The organism is Caulobacter sp. UC70_42 (genome assembly GCF_044056025.1).
Lineage (GTDB): Bacteria > Pseudomonadota > Alphaproteobacteria > Caulobacterales > Caulobacteraceae > Caulobacter.
The window spans coordinates 1,878,880-1,897,836 of the sequence record NZ_CP171994.1; the positions used below are offsets into that span (position 1 = coordinate 1,878,880).

Annotated in this window: 18 protein-coding genes, 1 other RNA gene and 5 pseudogenes; 11 read left to right on the plus strand and 13 right to left on the minus strand. The window is 68.8% G+C overall.

Going from position 1 to position 18,957, the window contains the following annotated elements:
• Nucleotides 1-6: 6 nt before the first annotated feature.
• Nucleotides 7-945, minus strand: a complete 939-nt coding sequence (gene nudC, locus ACHMW8_RS09525; RefSeq protein ID WP_125157005.1) for an NAD(+) diphosphatase — start codon at nt 943-945, stop codon at nt 7-9.
• 93 nt (nt 946-1,038) lie between these two features.
• Between nudC and ffs the strand changes: the two genes are divergently transcribed.
• From ffs to def, 7 genes and pseudogenes are all read left to right on the plus strand, one after another.
• Nucleotides 1,039-1,136: signal recognition particle sRNA small type (ffs, locus tag ACHMW8_RS09530), an RNA gene on the plus strand.
• An 89-nt stretch (nt 1,137-1,225) separates the two neighbouring features.
• Nucleotides 1,226-3,060 (plus strand): annotated as a pseudogene (locus ACHMW8_RS09535) (DNA polymerase III subunit gamma/tau).
• Between the two features lie 32 nt (nt 3,061-3,092).
• Nucleotides 3,093-3,422: a YbaB/EbfC family nucleoid-associated protein gene (locus tag ACHMW8_RS09540; protein WP_125157003.1), complete on the plus strand. Its 330-nt coding sequence runs from the start codon at nt 3,093-3,095 to the stop codon at nt 3,420-3,422.
• Nucleotides 3,423-3,426: 4 nt separating this feature from the next.
• A pseudogene (gene recR, locus ACHMW8_RS09545) lies at nt 3,427-4,029 on the plus strand (recombination mediator RecR).
• Between the two features lie 115 nt (nt 4,030-4,144).
• On the plus strand, nt 4,145-4,297 hold the full coding sequence (locus ACHMW8_RS09550) for a hypothetical protein (protein ID WP_199743445.1): 153 nt from the start codon (nt 4,145-4,147) through the stop codon (nt 4,295-4,297).
• Nucleotides 4,298-4,366: 69 nt separating this feature from the next.
• Nucleotides 4,367-5,676 (plus strand): annotated as a pseudogene (gene rmuC, locus ACHMW8_RS09555) (DNA recombination protein RmuC).
• An 8-nt stretch (nt 5,677-5,684) separates the two neighbouring features.
• Complete coding sequence (def, locus tag ACHMW8_RS09560; RefSeq protein WP_125157000.1) at nt 5,685-6,206, plus strand: peptide deformylase; 522 nt, start codon at nt 5,685-5,687, stop codon at nt 6,204-6,206.
• On the opposite strand, the gene ACHMW8_RS09565 is transcribed toward def, so the two are convergent.
• Nucleotides 6,203-6,586, minus strand: coding sequence for a bleomycin resistance protein (locus ACHMW8_RS09565; protein ID WP_395445397.1), 384 nt, complete (start codon nt 6,584-6,586; stop codon nt 6,203-6,205). The two genes, def and ACHMW8_RS09565, sit on opposite strands and share 4 nt — an antisense overlap.
• Entirely contained in the window at nt 6,583-7,062 is a 480-nt protein-coding gene (locus ACHMW8_RS09570) for a cupin domain-containing protein (RefSeq protein ID WP_395445398.1), read from the minus strand. The genes ACHMW8_RS09565 and ACHMW8_RS09570 overlap by 4 nt, the downstream gene beginning before the upstream one ends.
• Nucleotides 7,063-7,126: 64 nt before the next feature.
• Here ACHMW8_RS09570 and dapE point away from each other — a divergent pair, with 64 nt between their 5' ends.
• Genes dapE through ACHMW8_RS09585 form a run of 3 tightly spaced genes read left to right on the plus strand, consistent with a single transcriptional unit; the run spans nt 7,127 to nt 9,861 of the window.
• Nucleotides 7,127-8,287, plus strand: a complete 1,161-nt coding sequence (dapE, locus tag ACHMW8_RS09575) for a succinyl-diaminopimelate desuccinylase (RefSeq protein ID WP_395445399.1) — start codon at nt 7,127-7,129, stop codon at nt 8,285-8,287.
• Nucleotides 8,288-8,304: 17 nt separating this feature from the next.
• Nucleotides 8,305-9,225, plus strand: coding sequence for a glutaminase (locus ACHMW8_RS09580; protein WP_125156996.1), 921 nt, complete (start codon nt 8,305-8,307; stop codon nt 9,223-9,225).
• A 54-nt stretch (nt 9,226-9,279) separates the two neighbouring features.
• Nucleotides 9,280-9,861, plus strand: a complete 582-nt coding sequence (locus ACHMW8_RS09585; protein WP_395445400.1) for an NAD(P)H-dependent oxidoreductase — start codon at nt 9,280-9,282, stop codon at nt 9,859-9,861.
• On the opposite strand, the gene truA is transcribed toward ACHMW8_RS09585, so the two are convergent.
• A complete protein-coding gene (truA, locus tag ACHMW8_RS09590) occupies nt 9,858-10,601 on the minus strand; it encodes a tRNA pseudouridine(38-40) synthase TruA (protein WP_395445401.1) in 744 nt (247 codons plus the stop codon). The genes ACHMW8_RS09585 and truA overlap by 4 nt on opposite strands.
• Nucleotides 10,601-11,526 (minus strand): annotated as a pseudogene (gene fmt / locus ACHMW8_RS09595) (methionyl-tRNA formyltransferase). The gene truA and the pseudogene fmt overlap by 1 nt, the downstream one beginning before the upstream one ends.
• Before the next feature lie 98 nt (nt 11,527-11,624).
• Here fmt and ACHMW8_RS09600 point away from each other — a divergent pair.
• Entirely contained in the window at nt 11,625-11,984 is a 360-nt protein-coding gene (locus ACHMW8_RS09600; protein WP_395445402.1) for a cell surface protein, read from the plus strand.
• A gap of 47 nt (nt 11,985-12,031) precedes the next feature.
• Here the strand turns inward: ACHMW8_RS09600 and dapD are convergent, their stop codons facing one another.
• From dapD to ACHMW8_RS09640, 8 genes and pseudogenes are all read right to left on the minus strand, one after another.
• Nucleotides 12,032-12,892: a 2,3,4,5-tetrahydropyridine-2,6-dicarboxylate N-succinyltransferase gene (dapD, locus tag ACHMW8_RS09605; RefSeq protein WP_125156991.1), complete on the minus strand. Its 861-nt coding sequence runs from the start codon at nt 12,890-12,892 to the stop codon at nt 12,032-12,034.
• On the minus strand, nt 12,889-13,554 hold the full coding sequence (locus ACHMW8_RS09610; RefSeq protein WP_125156990.1) for a pyrimidine 5'-nucleotidase: 666 nt from the start codon (nt 13,552-13,554) through the stop codon (nt 12,889-12,891). Before ACHMW8_RS09610 ends, dapD begins: the two co-directional genes overlap by 4 nt.
• Complete coding sequence (gene argB / locus ACHMW8_RS09615; RefSeq protein ID WP_395445403.1) at nt 13,554-14,468, minus strand: acetylglutamate kinase; 915 nt, start codon at nt 14,466-14,468, stop codon at nt 13,554-13,556. Before argB ends, ACHMW8_RS09610 begins: the two co-directional genes overlap by 1 nt.
• Nucleotides 14,469-14,556: 88 nt before the next feature.
• Entirely contained in the window at nt 14,557-14,829 is a 273-nt protein-coding gene (locus ACHMW8_RS09620) for a SemiSWEET family sugar transporter (protein ID WP_125156988.1), read from the minus strand.
• Entirely contained in the window at nt 14,829-15,296 is a 468-nt protein-coding gene (locus ACHMW8_RS09625) for a response regulator (protein ID WP_125156987.1), read from the minus strand. Before ACHMW8_RS09625 ends, ACHMW8_RS09620 begins: the two co-directional genes overlap by 1 nt.
• Nucleotides 15,297-15,311: 15 nt before the next feature.
• Nucleotides 15,312-15,947 (minus strand): annotated as a pseudogene (locus ACHMW8_RS09630) (sensor histidine kinase); the annotation flags it as partial.
• 285 nt (nt 15,948-16,232) lie between these two features.
• Nucleotides 16,233-17,273, minus strand: a complete 1,041-nt coding sequence (locus ACHMW8_RS09635) for a sulfate ABC transporter substrate-binding protein (protein WP_125156986.1) — start codon at nt 17,271-17,273, stop codon at nt 16,233-16,235.
• 75 nt (nt 17,274-17,348) lie between these two features.
• Nucleotides 17,349-18,809, minus strand: coding sequence for an OprO/OprP family phosphate-selective porin (locus ACHMW8_RS09640; RefSeq protein ID WP_395445404.1), 1,461 nt, complete (start codon nt 18,807-18,809; stop codon nt 17,349-17,351).
• Nucleotides 18,810-18,957: the final 148 nt, after the last annotated feature.

Below are 18,957 nucleotides of genomic sequence, written 5' to 3' on the forward strand. Positions count from 1 at the left end.
GGAGCGTCACGCCTCGCTCCACGCCTTGATCAGTTGATGGGCGATCGCCAGCGACGGCGGGCAGAACACGCCTTCGATCTCGCCCTTGATCAGCCGGACAGCCTCGTCCTTGCTGAACCAGCGGACTTCCTCCAGCTCGGTCTGGTCGGGCGCGGCTTCGGCGCTGTCGACCTCGGCGATCAGGCCGATCATCAGCGAGCCCGGCCACGGCCAGGGCTGGCTGGAATGGTAGCGGACGGCGGTGGCGGTCAGGCCGGCCTCCTCCTTCAGCTCGCGGGCGCAGGCCTCCTCGATGGTCTCGCCCGGCTCCAGGAAACCGGCCAGAGCCGAGAACATGCCCTTGGGCCAGGCCGCCTGGCGGCCCAGAAGGCACTTGCCGTCATGGACCGCCAGCATGATCGCCACCGGGTCGGTGCGGGGGAAGTGCTCGGCGTCGCAGGCGGGGCAGACGCGCTTCCAGCCGCCATCGGCGACCTCGCTCTTCTGGCCGCAGTTGCTGCACCAGCGGTGGCGGCGACGCCATTCGAACATCGACTTGGCGGTGGCCAGGATGCCGGCGTCGGCCGGCGGCAGGGTCGCGGCCGCGCCGCGCAGCTCCTCGAACCGGCCCAGGCCCTGCAGCGGGCCCTCGGCGGGGTCGGCGGTGGTGTCGATATCGACCGCGAAGACGGCGATGTCCTTCCACAGGCCCAGATACAGCAGTCTCTCGTTTCCGCCGGCCAGGTCCTGGGCCATGTCGGCGCGCAGATAGGCGATCTGAACCCCGGTCGGCTTGCCGTCCTCGCCGAGCACGTCCTCGACCAGCGGCTTGCCGTTCCACAGGGCCACGGCGAGCGACTCGGGGTCGGCCAGCCTTTCGGCCAGCCACGCTTCGTCTCCCCGCCGCTCGCTGTCGCGGTTCAGGGGGTTGCCGGCGAAGGTGTTGGTGATGATCGACAGGGCCATGCGTCGTCTCTAGCGCGAGTATGAACGCTCGTCACGACGTCGCGAATGCGTCATGTGGCTTGCATCCGTCGCGATCAGTCGCGATATAGGCCTCGGAGATCGGCGCGGACGGAAGCCTCGCCAACCTGGTCAGGGCCGAGAGGCAGCAGCCACAACGAGATCACCTCTGGGTCGCTGTCCGGTCTCCACCTTCCCCCAAATCGGCGAAATCTGTCAGCAGATGGCTGGTCCGCCCGGGCCGGGCCTTTTGCCGCGCCCTTCGCCCCACTACACTCAGCCCATGGCCGACCTGGACGATCTCTCGCCTGATTCCGCGCCGTGGGACGAAGCGCCCGCCGAGCGCGACGAGAACACCGCCGACATCTTCGGCGAAGCGCCGACGCCCGCGCCCCTCGCGGAGGCGCGCCCCGTCGTCGAGTCCCCGCCGGAAAACGAGAAGGGCGATGCCTATACCGTGCTGGCGCGGAAGTACCGCCCGCGCACCTTCGAGGACCTGATCGGCCAGGAGGCCATGGTCCGCACCCTGGCCAACGCCTTCTCCACGGGCCGCATCGCCCACGCCTTCATGCTCACCGGCGTGCGGGGCGTCGGCAAGACCACGACCGCGCGCCTGCTGGCCCGCGCGCTCAACTACGAGACCGACACCGTCAAGGGACCCTCGGTCGACCTGACCACCGAGGGCTATCACTGCCGCGCCATCATCGAGGGCCGGCACATGGACGTGCTGGAACTCGACGCCGCCAGCCGCACCAAGGTCGACGAGATGCGCGAGCTGCTGGACGGGGTGCGCTACGCCCCGGTCGAGGCGCGCTACAAGGTCTACATCATCGACGAAGTGCACATGCTGTCGACGGCGGCGTTCAACGCCCTGCTGAAGACGCTGGAAGAGCCGCCGCCGCACGCCAAGTTCATCTTCGCCACCACCGAGATCCGCAAGGTGCCGGTGACGATCCTGTCGCGGACCCAGCGCTTCGACCTGCGCCGGGTCGAGCCGGACGTACTGGTCAAGCACTTCGACAAGATCTCGGCCAAGGAAGGCGCGCGGATCGAGATGGACGCCCTGGCCCTGATCGCCCGCGCGGCCGAGGGCTCGGTGCGCGACGGCCTGTCGCTGCTGGACCAGGCCATCGTGCAGAGCGATCGCGGGGCCACGGTCACCGCCACGGTGGTCCGCGACATGCTGGGTCTGGCCGATCGCGGCCAGACCATCGCCTGTTCGAAAACGTCATGGCCGGCAAGACCAAGGACGCGCTGGAGGGCTTCCGCGCCCTCTGGGGCTTCGGGGCCGATCCGACGGTGGTGATGCTGGATGTGCTGGACCACTGCCACGGCGCGGCGGTGGCCAAGGCGCTCGGGCCGGACGCCCTGTCGATGCCCAAGGAGCAGGCCGCGCGCCTGGCCGCCATCGGGGCCCATACCTCGGCCGGCACGCTGTCGCGCCTGTGGCAGATGCTGCTGAAGGCCCACGAGGAGGTGCGCCGCGCGCCCGACGCCATGGCCGCGGCCGAGATGGCGCTGATCCGCCTGTGCTACGCCGCCGACCTGCCCGGTCCGGAGGAAGCGCTGAAGGCCCTGCGCGATGGCGCGCCGCCCGGTGGAATTGGCGGCGGTCCGAGCGGAGGGGGCTCGATGGGCGGCGGCTCGGCCGGCGGCGCGACCTCGGCCGCCCATGCGCCCATGACCATGGCCGCGCCCGGGGCCCTGGCCATGCCTGTGGTGGCCTCGTTCGACGACGTCATGGCCCTGATCGCCGCGCGGCGCGACATCGGCCTGCGGCTGGACGTCGAGCAATATGTCCGCCCGATCAATTTCCGACCCGGCGCGATCACCTTCGAGGCCGCGCCCGGCGCGCCCGGCAACCTGGCCGGCCGCCTGGTCCGTTTCCTGAAGGAAGCGACCGGCCAGCCCTGGCTGGTGGCCGCCGAGGGCGGCGGCGGGGCCGAGAGCCTGATGGAGCGCCAGAAGCGCGAGGAGCGCGAGGCGCTGGCGGAGATCAAGAAGGATCCGTTCGTCGCCTCGGTGCTGTCGGCCTTCCCCGGCGCCGAGATCGTCGAGATCCGCAAGCTCCTCACCCCCGAGGCCCCGCCTCTGGAGCCGGACGAGGAAGAGGGCTGAGCGGCCCGTTGTTTTGAATTTGGAGTTCTGAGATGAAAGACCTTGGCGGCCTGATGAAGCAGGCTCAGGCCATGCAGCAGAAACTGGCGGACGCCCAGGCGCGTCTGGCCGAGAGCACCGTCGAGGGGACCTCGGGCGGCGGCATGGTCACCGTCACCCTCAAGGGCACCGGCGAACTGGCCAAGGTGGTGCTGGACGAGAGCCTGATCGAGCCGGGCGAGGGCGAGGTCATCGCCGACCTGATCGTCGCCGCCCACGCCGACGCCAAGAAGAAGCTCGACGCCAAGCAGGCCCAGATGATGCAGGAGGCCGCCGGCCCGATGGCGGGCCTGATGGGCGGCATGCCCGGGATGAAGTTCTAGGAACTTGGCCGCTTCCGCCGGACCTGAGATCGAGCGCCTGATCGCCCTGCTGTCCAAGCTGCCGGGGCTGGGTCCGCGCTCGGGCCGGCGCGCGGCGTTGGCCTTGCTGAAGAAGCGCGACACGCTGCTGGCGCCCTGGCGCAGGCCATGGCCGAGGCCCAGGCCAAGGTCCGCGCCTGCTCGGTTTGCGGCTCGCTGGACGTCACCGATCCGTGCGCGATCTGCGCCGACGCCACCCGCGACGGGCGCCTGCTGTGCGTCGTTCGAGGAGGTCGGTTCGGTCTGGGCCATGGAGCGCGGCGGCTCGTTCAAGGGGCGCTATCACGTGCTGGGCGGCCTGCTGTCGGCTCTGGATGGGATCGGTCCGGAAGCCCTGCGGATCGGCGAACTGGCGGCCCGGGTCGCGGATGGCGAGGTGGCCGAGGTGATCCTGGCCCTGCCGGCCACGGTCGACGGCCAGACGACCGCCCACTACATCGCCGACCGCCTGGCTCGGACGAACGTGCCGGTGACCATGCTGGCGCGCGGCGTGCCGGTCGGCGGCGACCTCGACTGGCTGGATGACGGCACCATCGCCCAAGCCCTGCGCGCTCGGCGCCCGGCTTGAGCGAAATCCTGGGGATCGCCCTGGAATCCGGCTGACAGCTTGACCTTCCCGCGCCAATCTCCGCCAAGCCGCGTTCGGCCGGTCGCCGGCGCGCGCCAGTGGAGGGACTGATTAAATGAGCACGCCCGAGGACAAGGCTCCGGAAACCGAAGCCGAAGCGCCGCACCCGGCCAAGGTCGGCGTGGTGGACCGCGGCCACAACGTCACCGGCTTCGCCGGCGAACCGATCAGCGGCATGATCGCCGATCTCGCCGACGGCGACGACTGATCCAGGCGGCGGCCGGGCGAAGAGCCCGGCCGCCTTCCGTTCCGGGTCGACTCCGGCTAAGAACGGAGCATGAACTTTTCAGACCCGTTCCTGATCCTGGCCATCGTCTTGTTGGTCGTGGCCGTTGTCGCCAGCGTAGTGGCCGTCTGGGCCATGACCCGCGCGGCGAAGGCCGAGGCGAAGGCCTGGCAGTTGAACGAACAGCTCGTCCAGGCCGGCGAGCGTGCGCGCCTCCTCGAGGACCAGGCCGCCACCCAGGCCGAGCTGATCCGCGCCCAGGCCGACAAGCAGGCGACCATGACCGCCAACTCGGTGGCCGAGGCGCTGATCAAGCGCACCGAGGAGAATTTCAAGAGTTGCGAGCTGCTGAGCCAGCAGCGCCTGGAGGCCCAGCTGAAGCCGGTGGCCGAGACCCTGGCCAAGTTCGAGGCCCAGGTCACCGCCGTCGAGAAGGCGCGGGCGGAAGAGACCGGCGGCCTGAAGGCCCAGATCGCCGCGCTGCTGGAGGCCTCGACCGCCACTCAGTTCGAGGCGCGCAAGCTGTCGGCCGCCCTGCGCCGCGGCGCCGGGGTCCAGGGCCGCTGGGGCGAGCAGACTCTCCGCAACGTTCTCGAGGCCGCGGGTCTAACCAACCGCTTCGACTTCGAGGAGCAGTTCAGCGTCGACAGCGACGAAGGCCGACGCCGGCCCGACGTCAAGGTCAAGATGCCGGGCGGCGGGGTGTTCGTCATCGACGCCAAATGCTCGCTGAACGCCTTCCTCGAGGCCCAGGAGGCGACCGAGGAGCATCTGCGGAAAGCGCCCTGGCCCGCCACGCCGCCAGCGTCCGCGCCCACATGCAGGGGCTGTCGGCGAAGGCCTATTGGGACCAGTTCGCTGGCGAAGGCTCGCCCGACTTCGTGGCCATGTTCGTACCCGGCGACGGCTTCCTGGCCGCCGCGCTCGACCGTCTGCCCGAGTTGATGACCGAGGCCATGGACCGCCGGGTGGTGCTGGTCACCCCGACGACCCTGTTCGCGCTCTGCAAGGCCGTGGCCTATGGCTGGCGCGCCGAGGACCAGGCGAAGAACGCCGCCCGCATCGTCGAGGTCGGCCGCGAGCTGTACAAGCGCGTCTCGGTCATGGGCGCCCACGCCGGGGCGGTGGGCAAGGCGCTGGAAAGCGCGGTCGGCAAGTACAACCAGTTCGTGGGCTCGCTGGAGAGCCAGGTCCTGACCCAGGCCCGCCGCTTCGAGGAGCTGTCCGTCGACCACGAGGGCAAGGATATCGCCGAACCGGCGCTGGTGGAGCAGAGCGTCCGACCCCTGACCAAGCTGGCCGCTCAGGCCGGGGTGGGGCAATCTCCCACCTTGACGCTCGGAAATGACCCCACTACCTGAGTGGCATCATGGCTATCCGTCGCATCCTCACCGTCGATAACGCCGCCGATCTGGCGACGCTGAAGAAGATCTCCGCCCCGGTGGAGGCCGTCACCGACGAGCTGCGCGCGCTGATGGATGACATGCTGGAGACCATGTACGACGCCCCCGGCATCGGCCTGGCCGCCGTGCAGGTGGGCGAGCCCGTGCGCGTCATCACCATGGACCTGGCCCGCGAGGGCGAGGAGCCGGCCCCGCGCTACTTCGTCAATCCCGAGATCCTGTCGAGCTCGGAGGAGACCCTCGGCTACGAGGAAGGCTGCCTGTCGGTGCCGGAATATTTCGACGAGGTCGAGCGTCCGGCCAAGGTCACCATCCGCTATATGAACTACCAGGGCGAGACCGTCGTCGAGGAGGCCGAGGGCCTGTTCGCCGTCTGCATCCAGCACGAGATGGACCACCTGGAAGGCGTGTTGTTCATCGACCACCTGTCGCGCCTGCGCCGCGACCGCGCCATCACCAAGGTGAAGAAGGCCCGCCGAGCGGCTTAAACGCTCGCATCGAACTGCACGAACGAAATCCGGTTTCCGTCGGGATCGCTGATCTGGAAGTCGAGACCGCCCCACGGCTGCTGGACCAGCGACTGGACCAGATTCGCGCCGGCCGCTTCGAATTGCGCGAACAGCATCCGGACGTCCGTGACCTCGATGGTCGCCAGGATCAGCGAGGGCTCGCGCGCCGCCAGTTCGGCGAAGTTGGGCTGGTCGACGTGGCGCAGGTGCAAGACCACGCCGTCGCGGCTGACCGCGCCGTAGAACGGCGGATCGCCGTGCAGGAAGTCGATCTTGAAGCCGAGCACCCCGGCATAGAACCGCGCGGCGGCCTCGACGTCGCGGACGAACAGGATCGGGGTGACGCGGGTCAGGCTCATCGCTTCCGCCCCTGATCCGTCTCATAAGGTGTCCCGTCACGATGGCGGTAGACATCCTCCCCCTCCCGCAAAATCAGGTCGATGTCAGGGTAGTCGCAGCCATCCGTATCCGGCTTGCGCGAACCGATCTCCAGCAGCAGCACGTCCCTGTCCGAGCGGTTCTGGAAGTGGTGGCCGTTCGCGACTCCGGCCTTGAAGCCCGCGCAGTCGCCGGCCCGCAGCACCGTCTCGCCGTCGTTGTCGACCAGCACGACCTCGCCCTCGACCACCCAGGTGAACTCGTCCTCGGCCGTGTGCCAGTGGCGCTGGCTGGACCAGGCGCCGGGCGGCAGGCGCAGGAGGTTGACGCCGAACTGGTCGAGCCCGACCGCGTCGCCCAGCTTGGTGCGATGGCGCTCAAGGCAGGGCGCGTTGAACGGCGCGGGATAGGCCGTGCCGACGCGGGTCGGGGCCGAGGCGATATCGATCTTGGGCATCGAGGACCTTGGAAGAAGCTTGTCGGGTTTGCGTCCCGTCGGAGGGAAGCCTAAAGCCAGGATCATGACCAGCCCCGCGCCCGTTTCCGTCAGCATCGACCCCGTCGAACTCGCCCAGGCCCTGATCCGTCGCCCGTCGGTGACCCCGGCCGACGCGGGCGCGATGGACACGCTGCAGCGTCAGCTGGAGGCGCTGGGCTTTACCTGCCGGCGGATGACGTTCGGCGAGATCGAGAACCTCTACGCCCGGCGCGGAACGGCGCGGCCGAACCTCTGCTTCGCCGGCCACACCGACGTGGTGCCGGTCGGCGACGACGCGGCCTGGACAGCGGGACCGTTCGAGGCCGAGATCAAGGACGGGGTGCTGTACGGTCGCGGCGCGGTCGACATGAAGTCCGCCATCGCCGCCTTCGTCGCCGCCGTGGGCAAGGTCCCCGAGCACGCCGGCTCGATCAGTTTCCTGATCACCGGCGACGAGGAGGGCGTGGCAGAGGACGGCACCGTCAAGGTCGTCGAGGCCCTGGCCGCCGAGGGCGAGGTCATCGACCATTGCATCGTCGGGGAGCCGACCTCGGCGAACCTGCTGGGCGACATGGTCAAGATCGGCCGGCGCGGCAGCATCAACGCCTGGATCGCCGTGGACGGCGTGCAGGGCCACGTGGCCTATCCGCACCGGGCCGCCAACCCGATCCCGGTGATGGTCGACATCCTCTCGCGCCTGCAGAGCCGGGTGCTGGACGAGGGCTATACGGGCTTCCAGCCGTCGAACCTGGAAGTGACCACGGTCGACGTCGGCAACACCGCCACCAACGTCATTCCGGCCTCGGCCAAGGCCCGGATCAACATCCGCTTCAACCCGGCCCACCAGGGCAAGGACCTGGCGGCGTGGATCGAGGCCGAGTGCCGCGAGGCCGCCGAGGGATTCTCGGGACGGGTCGAGGCGCTTTGCAAGATCAGCGGCGAGGCCTTCCTGACCGAGCCGGGCGCCTTCACCGACGTGATCGTGGCCGCCGTCGGCGACGCCACCGGCCGCGTACCGGAGCTGTCGACCACCGGCGGCACCAGCGACGCCCGCTTCATCCGCGCCCTGTGCCCGGTGGTCGAGTTCGGCCTGGTCGGCTCGACCATGCACCAGGTCGACGAGCGGGTCCCTGTCGAGGAGATCCGCCAGCTGGCGGGCGCCTACGAGGCGCTGATCAACCGCTACTTCGCGGCCTTCGCTTAAGAGACGGAGCGTCGACCATGAAGGCGCTCTCGATCCCCGACGTGCTGGCCGAGGTCGCGGTGCTGGTGAAGCCGCACTTCGGCAGGGGGCGGACGGCCGACTACATCCCGGAGCTGGCCACCGTGCCGGGCGGCAAGTTCGGCATGGCCGTGCGCACGGTCGACGGCGGCGAGCATGTGATCGGCGACGCCGACGAGGGCTTTTCGGTCCAGAGCATCACCAAGGTCTTCGCCCTGGGCTTGGCCTTGAACCGCCTGGGCGACGAGATCTGGACGCGCGTCGGCAAGGAGCCCTCGGGCACGCCGTTCAACCACCTGTCGCTGCTGGAGGCCGAGCAGGGCGTGCCGCGCAACCCGTTCATCAACGCCGGCGCCCTGGCGGTCACCGACGTCCTGATGAAGGTCACCCGCGATCCCGCGGCCCTGGTCCGCGACTTCGCCGGCTTTCTGGCCGACGAAAGGATCGAGATCGATCCGACCGTGGCCGCGTCGGAGCTCGCCAACGCCTGGCAGAACCGGGCCATCGCCAGCTTGATGCGGGCCAAGGGCACGATCATCCACGATCCCGAGGCGGTGGTCGCCGCCTATTGCCGCCAGTGCGCCCTGACCATGAGCTGCCGCCAGCTGGCCCGGGCCTTCCTGCCACTGGCGGCCGACGGGTTTTCGCCGATCGCCCAGGAGACGGTGTTTCCCGAGCGCCTGACCCGGCGGCTGAACGCTCTGCTGCTGACCTGCGGGATCTATGACAGCGTCGGCAGCTTCGCCTACCGCGTCGGCCTGCCGGCCAAGAGCGGGGTGGGCGGCGGCATCGTCGCGGTGATCCCGGGCAAGGCGACGGTGGCGGTGTGGTCGCCGGAGCTGGATCGGTTCGGCACCTCGGTCGTCGGCACGGCGGCGTTGGAAGCGTTCAGCCAGATCACCAACTGCTCGGTACTGTAGCGACTTTGACGCGGCTCAAGGGCGCCGGGCCGCGCCTGGGCCACCCTGATCGTCATGAGCCGGCGTATTCTCATCCTGGTCGGGCACCCCGACCCCAGCCCCGATCGTTTCGGCGGCGCCTTGGCGAGCGCCTATGCCGACGCCGCGGTGAAGGCCGGCCACACTGTGAAGCGCGTCGACCTGGGGGCGATGGATGTCCCCTACCTGCTGCGCCAGTCGGAATTCGAACAGGGACAGCCGCCGGCCGAAATTCGCGCGCTGCAACAGAATATCGAGTGGGCCGAGCACATCGTGCTGTTGTTTCCCCTATGGCTGGGCGGCGTTCCGGCCAAGCTGAAGGCGCTCCTCGAGCAGGTGTTTCGCGGCGGCTTCGGCTTTTCCATCGGCGAGCGAGGCTGGATCTCCAAGCTCAAGGGCCGTTCGGCGCGCCTGGTCGTCACCATGGGCATGCCTGGCCCGGTGTTCCGCCTGGTCTTCGGCGCCCATGGCGTGAAGGCGATCGAGAAAGGCATCCTGATGCTGGCCGGCGTGCGCCCCATCCGCAGCTCGATCATCGGCGGGGTCGAGTCGATCGGACCGGCCGGTCGGGCGCGATGGCTGGCCAGGATGCGGGCGCTGGGCGCGAAGGCTGCCTAGGCGCCGTACCCCACGCCCACCAGATACAGGCCATCCGCCGGGGCCACGGGCCCGCATTCGCGCCGATCCCTGGCCTCCAGCGCTGCCTTGACGTCGTCCGGCGTCCAGCGCCCGGCGCCGACCTCGACCAGCGTCCCGGTCATCGAGCGCACCTGTCGATGCAGGAAGCTGCGGGCCTCGAAGTCGAGATGGATCTCCTCGCCGACCTGGCGCACGCGAGCGACGTCGAGCGTCTTCACCGGGCTCTTGGCCTGGCAGTGCATGTCGCGGAAGGTCGTGAAGTCGTGCAGGCCGACCAGATGCTGGGCGGCCGCGTGCATGGCGTCGGCGTCCAGGTCCTTCTTCACGTGCCAGACCTTGCCCTTGTCGAGCGCCGGCGGCGCGCGGCGGTTGAGGATCCGGTAGAGGTAGCGCCGTTCGTTGGCCGAGAAGCGGGCGTGCCAGCCTTCCTCGGCGAGCTCGGCGGAGAGGATCGACACCGCTTCCCGGGTCAGGTGGGCGTTGAGCGCGTTGAACACGGTCTGGGCCGGCCAGTCCTTCTCGAGGTCGACATGCACGACCTGGCCAGTGGCGTGGACGCCCGTGTCGGTGCGGCCGGCGGCGGCGATGCGCACCGTCTCGCCGCTGAAGGCCGTCACCGCCGCCTCGATCGCGCCCTGCACCGACGGCAACACGGCCTGGGCCTGGAAGCCGTTATAGGGTCGGCCGTCATACTCGACGAGGAGGCGATAGCGGGGCATCAGGCCAGCGTCGTCCCGGCCGGAATCGGGAAACCGCGCGTGAAGGTCTCGGCGTCCTGGACGCCCTTGCCCTCGCGCTGGGCCTTGAGCAGGCGGACGGCCCCTTCGCCGCAGGCGATGAGCAGGCTGTCGTCCAGGGCCACGCCCGGGCGCCATCCTGGTCTTCCTGGCGCGACAGCAGAGCCTTGACGCGTACCGGCCCCTTGTCCGACGGCGCCTCGAACCAGGCGCCGGGGAACGGCGACAGGCCGCGGATGTGGGCGTCGACCTCGGCGGCGGGGCGGGTCCAGTCGATGCGGGCCTCGGCCGACTTGATCTTCTTGGCGTAGGTCACGCCCTCTTCGGCCTGCGGGGTCTCGATCTCCCCGCCGCGCTCGACGGCGGCCAGGGCCACCGGCAGCAGGCGGGCGCCGACGGCGGCCAGCTTGTCGTGCAGCGAGCCGGCGGTCTCCAGCTTGTCGATCCGCACCTGCTCGGACATCAGGATCGGACCCTCGTCGAGGCCCTCGCTCATCCGCATGACCTGGACGCCGGTGACCTGATCGCCGGCCATGATCGCCCGCTGGATCGGGGCGGCGCCGCGCCAGCGGGGCAACAGGCTGGCGTGCAGGTTGAAGCAGCCATGCGTCGGCGCGTCGAGCACGGCCTTGACCAGGATCTGGCCGAAGGCGACCACGACGGCGGCGTCCAGGCCCAGGGCCTGGAAGGCCTCGATCTCCTCGGCGGTCTTCATCGAGACCGGCGTGCGGACCGGCAGGCCCAGGCCCTCGGCGAAGGCGTGGACCGGCGAGGGCTTCAGCTCATGGCCGCGCCCGCGCGGGGCCGGCGGCTGGGAATAGACACAGGCGATCTCGTGGCCCGCGGCGACGAGTTCGGCGAGGCACGTGACGGCGAAGTCTGGGGTGCCGAGGAAGGCGATGCGCATGGCGGGGGGTTTAGCGGTCTAAGCGGCTTCGCGCAAAGCCGAGTCGGAACCTTGGCCTTGGGCCTTCGTTATGCAGCCGACTCAAGAGGAGCAAGATCATGCGTTCGAAACTGCTGCTGATCGCGGCCGCCGGCGCCGCCCTGGCCCTTTCCGCCTGCTCGGACCAGCACGCCCAAGAGGTGAAGGAAGGCGCGAAAGCCGCCGCCTCCGACATCAAGGACGCCGCTCACAACATCGCCAACGACCCGGACGTCAAGGAAGCCGGCACGGCGATCAAGGAAAGCGCCAAGGAGACCGGCGCGGAGCTCAAGGAAGCCGCCGGCGAGGCCACCGACAAGGCCCAGGAACTGGGCGAAAAGGCCGGTGATAAGGCCAAGGAAGCCGGCTCGGACCTGAAGAAGGACGTCAAGGAAGGCGCCGCGGACACCAAGCGTGAGGTCCACGAGGCGACGAAGTAGGGTTGTATGGATCCTCCCCCGCGATCCGGGGGAGGATCCAAGGACGCTTAATCCCGCAGGAGATCGTTGATCGAGGTCTTCGAGCGCGTCTGGGCGTCGACCGTCTTGACGATCACCGCGCAGTAGAGACCCGGGCCGCCGTTCGGGTCGGGCAGGTTGCCCGGGACCACGACGCTGTAGGGCGGGACCTTGCCGATGTGGATCTGGCCGGTCTTGCGATCGACGATCTTGGTCGAGGCGCTGATGAACACGCCCATCGACAGGACCGAGCCTTCGCCGACGACCACGCCTTCGACGACTTCCGAGCGGGCGCCGATGAAGCAGTTGTCCTCGATGATGGTGGGGTTGGCCTGCAGGGGCTCCAGCACGCCGCCGATGCCGACGCCGCCCGACAGGTGGACGTTCTTGCCGATCTGGGCGCAGGAGCCGACCGTGACCCAGGTGTCAACCATCGTGCCCTCGTCGACATAGCCGCCGATGTTCACGAACGACGGCATCAGGATGACGTTCTTGCCGATGTGGGCGCCGCGGCGGACGATGGCGCCGGGCACCGCGCGGAAGCCGCCGGCCTCGAACTGCGGGGCGTCCCAGCCGTCGAACTTGTTGGCCACCTTGTCCCACCACGGACCGACGGCGCCGCCCAGCGTGCCGGCGCGCATGACGGTGTTGGGGTTCAGGCGGAACGACAGCAGCACGGCCTTCTTCAGCCACTGGTGGGTCACCCACTCGCCGTCGACCTTTTCCGAGACGCGGGCCTTGCCGCTGTCGAGCAGCAGCAGGGCTTCGTCGACGGCGGTGCGGACCGGGCCGGTGGTGGCGGGCGAGACGTCGGCGCGGGCTTCCCAGGCGGCTTCGATCTCGGTCTGGAGGTCGGCCAAAGAAATGGAAGGGGGGCTCACGGCGGTCATTGCGGGATTCCTTGCAGGCGCGCCGAGCTCAGGAACCCGGCGAGGTCGTTGGTGCGGAAATGGACGTGTTCGGAGGTGGAGTCCTTGGCGTGCGGCCCGACCAGGATGGTCGACATGCCCAGCCGGGCGGCCGGGACCAAATTCTTCTCGCTGTCCTCGAAGAAGGCCGCCTGGGGCGGGCGCACGGCGTGCAGCTTGGTGATCTTGTCGAACGTCGCCAGGGCTGGCTTGGGCAGGTAGTCGGCGGTCTCGATCGCGAACAGGTCGTCGAACAGGTCGTGCAGGTTCAAATGACGCAGCACGCGCTCGGCGTGGCCCAGCGAGCCGTTGGTGAAGATCAGTCGCCGCCCCGGCAACCGGGCGATCGCCTGGCGCAGGGCGGCGTCCGGGACCAGGCGATCCATCGAGACGTCGTGCACCTCGTCCAGGAACGCCTTGGGCTCCATGCCGTGATTGATCATCAGTCCGGACAGGGTGGTGCCGTGTTCGGTGAAGTACCGCTTCTGCAGCGCCCGGGCCTCCTCGCGCGGAAGGCCGGTCATACGCGCGACGAAGTCGGTCATCCTGGCCTCGATCAGGCCCATGAACTCGCTTTCCAGCGGGTACAGGGTGTTGTCGAGGTCGAACAGCCAGGTGTCGACGTGGGAGAGGTCAGCCGACATCAGCGCGAGATCAGCGTTCCCGCGCCGTGTTCGCTGAACAGTTCGACCAGCATGGCGTGCGGCCGGCGACCGTCCAGGATGACGACGGCTTCGACGCCCGATTCCACGGCGTGGATGGCGTTCTCCAGCTTGGGGATCATGCCGCCGCTGGCCACGCCGCTGGCGATCAGGCCGCGCGCCTCGTCGATGGTCATCTGGCGGATCAGCTGGCCGTCACCGTCCAGTACGCCGGCGATGTCGGTCAGCATCAGCATCCGCTTGGCCTTCAGCGCCCCGGCCAGGGCGCCCGCGACGGTGTCGGCGTTGATGTTGTAGGTCTGGCCGTCGGTCGAGACGCCGATCGGAGCGATGACCGGGATGTAGTCCGTTTCCGAGGTCAGCAGCGCCTGGATGATGTGCGGATCGATCTTGGTCGGCTCGCCCACGAAGCCCAGGTCGACGACCTGCTCGATGTTGCTGTCGGGATCGCGCTTGGTGCGGGTCACCTTCTCGGCGGTGATCATCCGGGCGTCCTTGCCCGACAGGCCCACGCCGCGCACGTCGGCCTCGGCGCCGGCCAGGGTGATCCAGTTGGCGATTTCCTTGTTGATCGCGCCCGACAGGACCATCTCGGCCACTTCCATGGTGGCTTCGTCAGTGACGCGCAGGCCGTCCACGAAGGTCGACTTGACGCCGGCCTTGTCCAGCATGCGGCTGATCTGCGGGCCGCCGCCGTGGACGACCACGGGATGGACGCCCAGCAGCTTCAGCAGCACGGCGTCGGCGGCGAAGACCTTGGCCACCTCTTCTTGGCCCATGGCGTGACCGCCATATTTGATCACCACCGTCTCGCGGTCGTAGATCTGGATATAGGGCAGGGCCTCGGCCAGGGTCTTGGCGGTGGCCCAGCCGGCTTCCTCGGCGGCTTCGGTCAAGGCGACTGTCCCTCAAGCAAGTTGGGATGCGGAAATAGGCGCGCCTCGATAGCGGACCCCGCCCCCCCTGTCACCAAAAAGGGGGGCCTCAGGTCTTGTGGTCGAACCGCCACTTCATGGCCAGCACCGCGCCGGACATCAGCAGGCAGGCGGTGTTGGAGGCGATCACCGGCCAGGCCTTGAGCAGGAGTCCGTACGCGATCCAGCAGGCGAAGCCGGTCACGGTGACGACGTAGGTGCGCAGCGAAACGGACGAGGCGTCCTTCTCCCTCCAGATCTTGATGATCTGCGGGGCGAAGCTGGTGATCGACAACAGGGCGGCCGCCGTGCCGACGACGGCGGCGACGGGCGGCGCGGCCATCAGGCGCTTTTCGGCGTCAGGTCGGTCAGGCCCCAGAGTTCGGCATAGGCCGGGGCCAGGGTGAGGCCCACGGGCACGGGGCCGGGCGCGTGGCCCTCGGTCAGGCAGTAGGTGAGGTAAGACAGCGCCGTCCTCACGCCATGCTCGGAATAGGGCTTGCCGATCACGCCGCAGGCGCCGGCGTAGTCTTCGGGCAGGCGCTTGACGTTGGCGGTCATGAACAAAGCCACGCCGCCGCAGTCGCTCGAGATTTTGCGGGCCACCTCGACCCCGGTCGGGCCGTCGCTGAGGTGGACGTCGACGAGGGCGAGGTCGGGGTTCAGTTTCTTGGCGAGATCGACGGCTTCCTCGGAGCTCATGGCGCAGCCGAGCGAGTGGCAACCCACCTCCTCGACAAGATGTTCGAGCTCGATCGCGAGGAGCATCTCGTCCTCCACGATCAACACGTCGAGCGCACGCCCGGTCATACTGAAACTGTCCTTCTAGTGCGCGCCGTTAACCGGCAGCGAAACGATTATGCGGGCGCCGGGTTCGGCGTCGGTGGTCTCACTCTTGGCCTTGAGCTGCTGGCAAAGCAGCTGGACGATGGTGAGGCCGAAGCCGGATGGCGTGGTGTCCTTATCGAGCCCAACGCCGTCGTCGGCGATTTCGATCCGGAATTCGCCCTCCTGGCGGCGAACGCCGACGAAGATTCGGCCGCCGCGGCCCTCGGGGAAGCCGTGCCGCAGCGCGTTTGTCAGCAACTCGTTGACCACCAGGGCGAACGGCGCGGCCTTGGCGGCGGGGATCTCGACGCGCTCCAGATCCAGTTCGATGCGGATGTCGTCGCGGCCGGCCGAACCCATCAGGTCGGCGACCATGTCGCGGATGAAGGCCGAGACGTCGAACCGCTCGACATCCTCGCTCTGGAACAGGCGCCGATGGACGGTGGCTATGGCGTTGACCCGACCCAGCATGCCGCGCAGCGAAGCCTTCAGCGCGGGGTCGGTCACCCGGCGGTTCTGCAAAAGCAGCAGGCTGGAGATGAGCTGGAGGTTGTTCTTGACCCGATGGTCCACCTCGTGGAGCAGGGCGGTCTTCTGTTCCAGCGCCTCGGTCAGCGCGCGGGTGCGGGCCTCGATGATCGCTTCGAGGTCCTCGGGACTGCGGGCCGCGCCCTGGCCTGTGTCGCGCGCCGGTTCCGAAATGTCGTTCATGCCTAAGGCCAAGCTCCCACCGCCCCGTGGACGCTGAACGTACCCGATCGTGTCGAGTTCCCAACATAGGTCGGGCCGGAAACGTGAACGGCGGAGATCCGATGGCTGGATCTCCGCCGTCGAGCGCGGCGAGCTGGGGAGGATAGTCGCCGCGCGATCCGACGCCCCCTTCGCGCTTCCCGGAGCGGCGGGGCCGTCGGAAGCGCGTTACTTCGGCTGATAGATGCGGTCGAACACGCCGCCGTCGGCGAAATGCGTGGCCTGGGCCTTCTTCCAGCCGCCGAAGGTGTCGTCGATCGTGACCAGCGGGATCTTCCTGAAGCGGGCCGCGTACTTGGCCGCCACGTCGGCGTTGCGCGGACGGTAGTAGTTCTTGGCGATCAGCTCCTGCGCCAGCGGGCTGTACAGGAAGTTCAGATAGCCTTCGGCGACAGTGCGGGTCTTGTGGCGATCGACGTTCTTGTCGACCAGGGCGACCGGGGGTTCGGCCAGGATCGACAGGCTGGGATAGACGATGTCGAACTTGCCGGGCAGTTCGTCCTGGGCGAGGTAGGCCTCGTTTTCCCAGGCCAGCAGCACGTCGCCCAGGCCGCGCTGGGTGAAGCTGGTGGTGGCGCCGCGAGCGCCGGTGTCCAGGACGGGCACGTGCTCGAACAGGGTCTTTACGAAGGCCTCGGCCTTGGCGGGATTGCCGCCCGGCTGCTTCAGGGCCCAGGCCCAGGCGGCGAGGTAGTTCCAGCGCGCGCCGCCCGAGGTCTTCGGGTTGGGGGTGATCACGTCGATGCCCGGCTTCACCAGGTCGCCCCAGTCCTTGATCTTCCAGGGATTGCCCTTGCGTACCAGGAACACGATGGTCGAGGTGTAGGGCGTGGAGTTCTGCGGCAGGCGCGACTGCCAGTTGGCGGGCAGCAGCCTGGCCCTCGCGGCGATCTCGTCGATGTCGTAGGCCAGCGCCAGCGTGACGACGTCGGCCTGCAGGCCGTCGATCACCGAGCGGGCCTGCTTGCCCGAACCGCCGTGGCTCTGGTTGATCACCAGGGTCTGGCCGACTCTCTCTTTCCAGTATTTGGCGTAGGCCGCGTTGACGTCCTTGTAGAGCTCGCGCGTCGGATCGTAGCTGACGTTCAGCAGGGTGACGGGCTTGGCCTGGGCGAAGGCCGAACCACCACCCATCGCCAGCGCGGCGGCGCTCGCGCCGGCGCCGGCCAGAAGACCTCTGCGAGTCGGAGCCTGGGTGAAGTCGCTCATCGAGACGATCCTTTCTGGAGGTCTTCCAAGTATAGGAGGAGCCGGCGCGGCCCCGAAGAGGCCGCGCCGACCGGGTTAGAACGCGTACTGGCTTCGGAGGTTGACGACCTGGTAGTCCTGGCTCAGCGGAACGGCGCCGCCGGCAGGGTCGAGGCGATCGATCGAGACGTCATAGTAGCCCAGCGAGAACTTGGTCACCGGGTTGGGGAACCAGTTGATCCCGATGGTGGTGATCTTCTGCTCGCCGCCGCGGACGCGGTCGGCGGCCAGGGTGGCCCGCTCGTGATAGTTCAGGTCGGCGACCGAGTAGCGCGCCGCCAGTTCCCAGGCGCCCCACTGGCGCTTCTTCGGGTCGAACGGGTGGGCGATGGCCGGGGCGTCGAATGCGAAGTTGTTGGCGTTGTACCGGCGGGCCTCGCCGGTCAGCACCCACGAGCCTTCGACGTACCAGGCCTTGAACTTCGGATCGGTGGCCCCGCTCGCCGGGTTGCGGCGGTCGATGGCGATATCGAAATATTCGCCCTGGATCAGAAGGTTCTTCTTCTGGGCGGCGGCCTCGAATCCGTAGTGGCGGGCGCCGGTTGAGTCGATCGCGCCGGTCGTGATCAGCTGCGTCCCATCGACGCGCAGTTCCGGACGGTCGCTGACGGCGACGTTATAGGCGCCGCCGACGGCGGTCTGGGCCGGGGTCACGACCTTGCTGGCGTTGGCGCCGACATGGACCAGCCAGTCGGGACCCTTGAACGGCACGAAGGCGACGCGGCCCAGATAGCCCAACTGCTCGTCGAAAGTCTGGCCGTCGCCGGCCTTGGCGCCGGTGATCGCGCCCGACAGCAGCCAGCGCTCGCCCAGGGCCTGACCCTGCAGGGCGATGCGCCTGTCGGCGCCGGCCAGGCCGCGGGCCAGTTCCGAGCCCGACGGGCGTTCGGGGAACAGCGAGCCGTTGGTCGAGGCCGCGTCCTCGAGGCCAAGGTTCGGGGCGAAGGCGCCGACGCGGACCTTGAACGGGGCGTAGTTGTACTGGACCCACAGCTCCTGCAGCGCGCCCTGGCCATCCGTGCCGGCGCCGCCGAAGTCGAGCAGGGCGTTGTATTCGAAGTTCTTGTAGAACTTGCCGTCGACGCCGATGCGGGCGCGGCGGAAGTTGGTCCCGCTGTTGAGGTCGCGGGCGTTGCCCAGCACGGCGGGCAGGCCCTTGTCCTGATAGTACTGGGCGGCGTCGAGCTGCATCACCGCGTGGATCGTGGCGCTGAAGGCGCCGTCGCCGGAGGCGATGGTCGGCTTGCCGGCGGCGATGCTGACGGTGGTGGCGCTCTGGGCGGCGCGAACGTCCTTGAGGCTGGCGGCGGTCGCGGCCTTCAGGTCGGCGACTTGCTGCGCCAGGGTCGCCAGCTGGGCTTCCAGCGCGGCGATGCGCGCCTCGGCCTCGGCGGGCGAGCGCGGCGCGGCGTCCTGAGCGGATGCGGCGCCGGCCGTGGCCAGCAGAGACGCGCCGGCGATCAGCGCCACGCGAAATGCGATACAGGTCTTGGTCATCGTGTCTGTCCCCTCTCGGCGCCGCGGGGCGGGCCGACCTGCCGAGCCAGGGAAGATTATTATCCCTAGCTCTGGAATAGAGATTTAGGAAAACCGGCCATGAGTTTTTCTGCAGGCGCGGCAAAGTGTCGCGAAATACGCTGCGAAT

What these genes read in the sequence shown, in the direction of transcription:
- nudC (WP_125157005.1), bottom strand. Translation starts at nt 945, where the DNA reads ATGGCCCTGTCGATCATCACCAACACCTTCGCCGGCAACCCCCTGAAC.
- ACHMW8_RS09540 (WP_125157003.1), top strand. Translation starts at nt 3,093, where the DNA reads ATGAAAGACCTTGGCGGCCTGATGAAGCAGGCTCAGGCCATGCAGCAG.
- ACHMW8_RS09550 (WP_199743445.1), top strand. Translation starts at nt 4,145, where the DNA reads ATGAGCACGCCCGAGGACAAGGCTCCGGAAACCGAAGCCGAAGCGCCG.
- def (WP_125157000.1), top strand. Translation starts at nt 5,685, where the DNA reads ATGGCTATCCGTCGCATCCTCACCGTCGATAACGCCGCCGATCTGGCG.
- ACHMW8_RS09565 (WP_395445397.1), bottom strand. Translation starts at nt 6,586, where the DNA reads ATGAGCCTGACCCGCGTCACCCCGATCCTGTTCGTCCGCGACGTCGAG.
- ACHMW8_RS09570 (WP_395445398.1), bottom strand. Translation starts at nt 7,062, where the DNA reads ATGCCCAAGATCGATATCGCCTCGGCCCCGACCCGCGTCGGCACGGCC.
- dapE (WP_395445399.1), top strand. Translation starts at nt 7,127, where the DNA reads ATGACCAGCCCCGCGCCCGTTTCCGTCAGCATCGACCCCGTCGAACTC.
- ACHMW8_RS09580 (WP_125156996.1), top strand. Translation starts at nt 8,305, where the DNA reads ATGAAGGCGCTCTCGATCCCCGACGTGCTGGCCGAGGTCGCGGTGCTG.
- ACHMW8_RS09585 (WP_395445400.1), top strand. Translation starts at nt 9,280, where the DNA reads ATGAGCCGGCGTATTCTCATCCTGGTCGGGCACCCCGACCCCAGCCCC.
- truA (WP_395445401.1), bottom strand. Translation starts at nt 10,601, where the DNA reads ATGCCCCGCTATCGCCTCCTCGTCGAGTATGACGGCCGACCCTATAAC.
- ACHMW8_RS09600 (WP_395445402.1), top strand. Translation starts at nt 11,625, where the DNA reads ATGCGTTCGAAACTGCTGCTGATCGCGGCCGCCGGCGCCGCCCTGGCC.
- dapD (WP_125156991.1), bottom strand. Translation starts at nt 12,892, where the DNA reads ATGACCGCCGTGAGCCCCCCTTCCATTTCTTTGGCCGACCTCCAGACC.
- ACHMW8_RS09610 (WP_125156990.1), bottom strand. Translation starts at nt 13,554, where the DNA reads ATGTCGGCTGACCTCTCCCACGTCGACACCTGGCTGTTCGACCTCGAC.
- ACHMW8_RS09620 (WP_125156988.1), bottom strand. Translation starts at nt 14,829, where the DNA reads ATGGCCGCGCCGCCCGTCGCCGCCGTCGTCGGCACGGCGGCCGCCCTG.
- ACHMW8_RS09625 (WP_125156987.1), bottom strand. Translation starts at nt 15,296, where the DNA reads ATGACCGGGCGTGCGCTCGACGTGTTGATCGTGGAGGACGAGATGCTC.
- ACHMW8_RS09635 (WP_125156986.1), bottom strand. Translation starts at nt 17,273, where the DNA reads ATGAGCGACTTCACCCAGGCTCCGACTCGCAGAGGTCTTCTGGCCGGC.
- ACHMW8_RS09640 (WP_395445404.1), bottom strand. Translation starts at nt 18,809, where the DNA reads ATGACCAAGACCTGTATCGCATTTCGCGTGGCGCTGATCGCCGGCGCG.